The 6,370-nt window shown below is 43.5% G+C and carries 7 protein-coding genes; 1 reads left to right on the top strand and 6 read right to left on the bottom strand.

The genetic code is table 11. From position 1 onward, the window contains the following. Positions 1-163: 163 nt before the first annotated feature. From ABUA47_RS11480 to ABUA47_RS11465, 4 genes are all read right to left on the bottom strand, one after another. On the bottom strand, positions 164-976 hold the full coding sequence (locus ABUA47_RS11480; protein ID WP_005824816.1) for an SPFH domain-containing protein: 813 nt from the start codon (positions 974-976) through the stop codon (positions 164-166). A gap of 421 nt (positions 977-1,397) precedes the next feature. Next, positions 1,398-1,919 (bottom strand): DUF3836 domain-containing protein, encoded by a 522-nt coding sequence (locus ABUA47_RS11475; RefSeq protein WP_005824811.1) that lies wholly within the window; start codon positions 1,917-1,919, stop codon positions 1,398-1,400. A gap of 184 nt (positions 1,920-2,103) precedes the next feature. After that, positions 2,104-2,244, bottom strand: coding sequence for a hypothetical protein (locus tag ABUA47_RS11470; protein ID WP_165852974.1), 141 nt, complete (start codon positions 2,242-2,244; stop codon positions 2,104-2,106). 271 nt (positions 2,245-2,515) lie between these two features. Beyond that, positions 2,516-2,872, bottom strand: a complete 357-nt coding sequence (locus tag ABUA47_RS11465) for a cupin domain-containing protein (RefSeq protein ID WP_005824807.1) — start codon at positions 2,870-2,872, stop codon at positions 2,516-2,518. Between the two features lie 199 nt (positions 2,873-3,071). Between ABUA47_RS11465 and ABUA47_RS11460 the strand changes: the two genes are divergently transcribed. Beyond that, positions 3,072-4,337 (top strand): S41 family peptidase, encoded by a 1,266-nt coding sequence (locus ABUA47_RS11460; RefSeq protein WP_349824541.1) that lies wholly within the window; start codon positions 3,072-3,074, stop codon positions 4,335-4,337. Between the two features lie 203 nt (positions 4,338-4,540). On the opposite strand, the gene ABUA47_RS11455 is transcribed toward ABUA47_RS11460, so the two are convergent. Both ABUA47_RS11455 and ABUA47_RS11450 read right to left on the bottom strand, forming a co-directional pair. Then, positions 4,541-5,407 (bottom strand): hypothetical protein, encoded by an 867-nt coding sequence (locus ABUA47_RS11455; RefSeq protein WP_022400917.1) that lies wholly within the window; start codon positions 5,405-5,407, stop codon positions 4,541-4,543. Positions 5,408-5,517: 110 nt separating this feature from the next. After that, the gene (locus tag ABUA47_RS11450; RefSeq protein ID WP_034532712.1) at positions 5,518-6,216 is read right to left on the bottom strand and encodes a response regulator transcription factor; all 699 of its coding nucleotides are present in this window, start codon (positions 6,214-6,216) and stop codon (positions 5,518-5,520) included. Between the last annotated feature and the right edge of the window lie 154 nt (positions 6,217-6,370).

Raw genomic sequence — 6,370 nt, 5'->3', positions numbered from 1 at the left:
AATTCAACGGCTGTCGGACGATAATTCAACAAGTATCGGACGAATAAATCTTAGCAAATAGAGAGATAGATGGCTTACCGCTTGATTTATTTGTGATTATCCGCGCACACAATCAGTACCTCCCCAAAAGAATCAAGTTGCCAATGGGGTCTCATAGAGATTGTCATTGCAACTTCAGGAATGGCAACGTATTTCCACCGGTAGACAACGGCAATTTCCCGTCCCATTTCTCCACAGCCTTTAGTTGAATCAATTCCGGCGTGATGCTTTGTTGAAGGATACGGTTGGCATCTGCCTTACCCTTGGCGGCAGCTACTACCTTTTCCGCCTCGGCTATAGCGGCTTTCTTTTCATTCTCCACCTTCAAGGCATTCTGCACAGCAGTATTCTTTTCGTCAATGGCAGCTTGCAGCACATCGTTGGGTTTCACGGACGACTGTATGTTGGTAAACGTAAAGCCACGGGTACTGAGACGCTCCTTCAGTAATGCCTCCACCTCCTTCTCGAAAGCCGGACGGTTGTTGATGAGCGAATCCGTCTCATAGAGTCCTGCCACGTCCTTATAAGCGTTCTTCACTTCCGTCAGGATAACACTCTGTTCCAATTCTTCGGTAGTCTTGCGATAGCGTAGAAAAACTACTTTGGCATCCTCCCGCTCAATGAAGTATTCTATAGTAGGGTCTGTCTTGAAGATGGTTCCCTTCTTGTCCTGAATGTCGAAAGGTTCGTAGTCTACAATCTGCGCAAATGCAGGATATTCGAATAGCTGCTTGGCAAAACGGTTGTAAACCACCCATCCGGTCTCCACCTTGGCATCATCTACTCCACGCTCACTACCGGCCAGATTGACGATGATGCCCGTCTGTCCCGAATCAATACGCTCCACGGCAAACATGACCAAGAACAATACTATAATTCCAATGACTGCGACTCCTGCCGCGCCTACTCTCACTGTTGATTTGTTTGTGACTTTCATGGTGTTTTCTGTTAGTTTAATGAGTGAATAATGCTCCAAAGATATTTATAATTGTTTGTTCAAGAAAGGCAATCCGTTATTTTTGGAAGAGAAGAAGGCCTCCCTCCCGCACACAGTGTAGAAAGGAGGCCCATAGTCTCTATATTTTCAGAATTTACTCAGTCACGATACGACCTGCCAACAGTGATTTCTTCAGATAACTTTCAGCACACTATAGGAATTACCCTCACTCCCACTGGACATGGTGCTGATTTCCTTTGCCACTTCTTTCAGTCTTGCCGGATTGCTGTATTTATATATAATTGTAGGATATACCTTTTTACAGAATTCTGTGCCAAATTACTTAAACGTTCGTGTTTGCGAAATAATATTGCCATAATGTCTTGGTTTTTAAAATAAATAGAATAGAAATCGTGTTTTCTTATTTCTCTGCCAATAGCTGCACAGATTCATCCGTCATGTGATGGTCTGCTGTCAAGCTCCAGTCATTGTTCTTTTCGTCCCATTCGTAACTGAGGTAGCGCAAGACACTGCTGTCGGTCTGCCGATAGACGGCTTTCTGCTTGATGTCGGTGTAGGCATTGCTTTGCTCGTTCCAGAGGGCGTATTCCACAGTGACGTCGTCCGTATAGAAGAAGTTAAGACTGTGGTGCTTCTCAAAGCTTTGCGTGGATTCGTTCCATTTCAGCACTTCTTTTTGGGAGATGCGACCGGAGTTGTCGTAAATGTAATTGTACTTCAGGTGGCGGTGCAGGAATTTCTGATTCTCCACTTTGAATACGGTTTGTGTTTCCACACGGCCGTCGTTGGTTTCGGTATTATAGGCAAAGTTGTCTGTACGGTTAACGGCTGCTGCGCTTACTACGTTTACTAAAGAGGTCATTGCGATGATTGCTGAAATTACTAAAGTCTTCATAATGGTTCTATTTTTTAAGTTATACATTTTGTTTCAAGTTCTTGTCTTTGGGGGAGTTGTTCCCTTTCGACATTGCAAAGATAGGAGGTGGTAAAAAGCTTTTAGGTTATCGTTACGTTAATGTTAGGTTAACGGAGATATTTATTACTTTTGCGCCCAAAACAAGAACAAAATGAAAACACGTTTCCTCTTATATCTTTCCTTTTCCAATCTATCGGAGACGTAACTGGATAGGCATACAGCAGACTGTCACCACATCTACTATTGAGAAGTACCATCTTTCTTCTATGTCGTCCCAAACGGTTCGGACTTTCTTCGCTTCGAAAAGCTTGATGGCATTATGCTGGGGCATGATATTATGTTTTCAATTCTTAGTTTTAAGCTCTTTGATTGGGTCCTCGTTATGTGACAGAAACAATGCTCTTTCTTCAATTTAATCATAATTTCTGTTTTATTGCATCAGTTGACATAGTCTGTTTTCTTAGGTATAGTACAAAATATATGATTATTTTGACTTAAAACAAATCGCAGTCAATAAATCACTGCACATCATATGACAATAGGGAATAGCCTGCACCACAGACCATCCCCTATCACCTTAATTTTACTTGTGTGACTTCCTCTTACTTCACCACACCGTCCGTCATCGTAAAGCCTTCCAGAGAGCCGGCTTTCACCTGAATACAAATCACACTGATGGCGCTGTCTGCCGCAGCCGACAATTGGCGTTCTCCTGCCGGAGCCACGCGAAGCCAGTCACCCGCCTGCAGTTCTACGGTTTCTCCGTCAACCACCATGGTGCCGCGTCCGGAGAGGACGGCATAAATTTCTTCATTTTGCTTGTGCGAATGCACAAAAGGTACTCCTGCACCAGCCGGCAAATTGCTGATAGATACTTCTGCACCAGTCAGATTCAATGAATCGTGCAACTCGACACGTGCCTCGCCTGCGGGCACATTTACTTTTTGATAGTTCTTCATAATCACTTCTCCTTAGTATGTTTTGATTTACGGCTGCAAAGTTAGCCAACTACCAGACATCGTACAAGAAGGCACTTGAAGCTCAGTTAGTTACCTCCATGTTACCATTATTGGCAAATAAGGAGTTAGAAAAATAAGATTAACAAAAATTATTACTATTTTTACCGAAAAAGCAAATATCGACTAAACTCTATAAAACATGAAGATTCTGAAAAAAATTTCAAAAGTAATAGTCATCGTAATGGCTGTACTGGCAACCATTTGGTGTGGTTTGTATGTTTATGCCAACTATTTCTATAATGACAAGCAGATTGATGTAGAAAACTTCTACATCGCGGAACTACCGTTACCCCCCTCGCAGTTTGAAGAAGATTTCAAAGAAATACACCAGATTGTCATGGAGAATTATTCATTATACCAAGCCAAGCATCTGAATATGGATTCATTGTATCAAGCTTGTGACGCCCGCGTTCGCCAGGCGCAGACCACCACAGACTACGGACTGATAGTGCAGGAATACATCTCTGCCTTACAATGCGCCCACGCCATTACCTGCTACAAGAGGTACACAGCCAATCAGCGCGTAGCCTTTATAGAGGATTCCTTGTTCGTTGACAAACCCAGTGACTATCTGACAGAATACGGCTTCCAGGACAAAGACCGAATTATAGCTATCAACGGACTCCCCTATAAACAATGGATTGAACAGAACGAAAAATATACCGAAGCATCTACCGTCCCCCACAGACGGCTCCGTACAGCCTATGATGCGTTCCGTAGTTATGCAGACACCCTAAGAAACTATACACTGCTGAGAGGGGGCGATACTCTGACCGTCACCCTTCCCTTGAAACAAAGGGACTATTTTCCGGATAACGAAGAACAAACGGTGAAGAGCAGGATATTACAAGACAGCATTGGTTACCTTACCATCAAAACCATGATGAACCCCGTCATGGAAGATTTCAAGGCGGTCTATCCCAAAGTCAAGGATTTACCATACCTCATTATAGACGTACGTAGAAACGGAGGAGGAAACAGCATGAATGGAGTAAACATCTGCAAGTACTTCATCCGCGAAACACAACCACACTGCGTCAGCAAGAACTACTTCATGCAGCCCGAAGCCGACGCCTATAAGGGTAAAATCTATCTGCTGACCGACACATATACGCTCTCTGCTGCCGAGAGCTTCACACTCGACATGAAGGAAAGCGGAAATGTCACCCTCATCGGCGAAGCTACCGGAGGGGATACCGGCAATGGCCCCCGTCCTTTCTGTACCAAACAGCGGACCTATTTCCGTATCCCTACCCGCCAGCCGGACGTCTCTTCTAAAGGTTTCCCCATGGAAGGTATAGGCATACCGCCCCATCATCAAGTATCCCAAACCGTAGCAGATTTCATGAAGGATGAAGATACAGTGCTGAATTATGCTGTCGGACTGATAACAGAGAAACAATAATACATTTCCTCAGCGAAAAAGAGCCAAGTATCAAAGGTGTGTCACCTCACGATACTTGGCTCTTTTGCATTGAAAGTATTTCTACATTGGCAGCAATATTATGTAACAGTAGTAATTTGTCCGATATCAGAACTAACGGGAAATTTATGGTATATCGTTCCGAAAATGAGATAATCTCTACGAAAAGCTGATTTATACTTATCTTATCTCAATGGCGGCATCTGAAAACGTGGTGGGGCAATAGTCGCTCCGCCACTGCCCCCTCTATTATCAAAGACGGTGTTACGCAGAATCTCATACAAGATTCCACCTACATCCAGACTTAATTTAAACTTGTCGAAATTATAATAGGGAATCACAACGGGAACCGTCTCCCAACGACCGCGATAAGCATCGTAATAACGTTGTACTCCAACTTCCATACCAAAACGTTCGGACATATCCAGAGACATGGTGGCACCGTAGCGGTGGGTATCCATCCCGTAAGTATTTCCTATGGCATACGAACCGAAAACCTTAAAAGCTACACGGTCCGAAGCCTGATACCGCAAAGCTCCCGAAGTATTGAAAGCCTGCCCGGTGGAATGAATCATATTTATCTTCATGGCATCTACGCCAAGCTGGAGCGTCAGCCTTTGGTTAAAGGCATGCTGATATCCCAGGGAAGCATTGTTGAAACGTCCGATACCCGATACGCTGGTCTGCCCACCGGAACCGAATAACATACCGTGAGGAAACTGTCTTAATACACCGCTTGTACTGTAATCTCCCCGAAATAGCAGGGAAGGATTGGTCTGATAAGGCAGACGAAGAGACTCTTTCAGTGAAAAATCGGGCAGGGAATAGGAGTGCTCCGGATGAAACATGGAAGAAGGGGCAGAGTTTTCAGAAGGAAGCTCAAAAGGAGAGAATAGAGATTCATTGAATTCCGGCTGTATCTGTATACTGTCACGAATGAAACGTACACTGTCTTCCTGCGCAAAAAGCAATTGCGGCACAAAAGCCAACAGCAGGCAGATTCCCAAACGACCACCAAGACAAGAGATACTGACTTTCCGTTTTATACGCATATACCCTCCTTCTTTATATTCATATAATACTGCTATACAAAAATAACGAAAATAAACCAGAAGAACAGTACATGTACTGCTAAATTATTGCAATATAGAAGGATACATTATTAATTTTCTATCAGTATCAATCCTACTCCTTTCACTGTTTTAATGGTTACCGACTCGTCTTCCGAAAGAAATTTCCGAAGTCTCGTCACAAATACATCCAGGCTGCGGGAAGCAAAGTAATCATCTTCCGTATTCCAGAATTTATCCAAGATAGCTTCCCGGCGGATAACGTCTCCCCGCTTCTCACAAAGCATCTGCAACAAACCTGTCTCGCGCACAGTCAAAGTCTTGTTTACACCCGAAGCATGTTTCAAAGTGGCATGTGTGGCATCCAACACATATTCCTTGCCTATCTTGTAGCATTGACTCGTGTCTTTCGATTTTTTGCCTTTGGAAAGCTTCAATAAGGCGTGGACATGTGCATCCAGTTCTTCGGGAATGAACGGTTTCTTTATATAGTTATTGGCACCGATTTCATAACCTTTTACCACATCTTTAGGAGATATCAGGGCAGAGGAGAACAGAATCGGAGTTTCCCCATCTGTCTCGCGGATACGCTTCACCATCTCGTAACCGTTCATAACGGGCATTTCTATATCAGATACTATCACATCAGGATGTTGTTCTTTCCACTGTTTCAAGCCCTCCTCGCCATTGGCGGCAGTAATCACTTCATAACCGCCTATCATATCTTCCAACCCTCCCTGAACTATATATCTCAAGCTTGCATCGTCTTCTACCAACAATAACTTTATCATAATGCGTTTATTATATATTGCAAAAATAAGGAAAAGAATGAATGCAACAGTCATATTGCTATAAAATAAACGAGGAAAACAACGCCTCTTAACCTAATATTAACGTAGCGATAACTTATGAAGCATGTGCCCCACTCTACCTTTGCAACATCAA

The sequence above is a fragment of the Bacteroides sp. RTP31139st1_H2_RTP31139_211217 genome (assembly GCF_040227615.1).
GTDB classification, from domain to species: domain Bacteria; phylum Bacteroidota; class Bacteroidia; order Bacteroidales; family Bacteroidaceae; genus Bacteroides; species Bacteroides uniformis.
The sequence above is the reverse complement of the archived record's forward strand: the minus strand, read 5'-3'. Positions and strand labels throughout refer to the sequence as shown.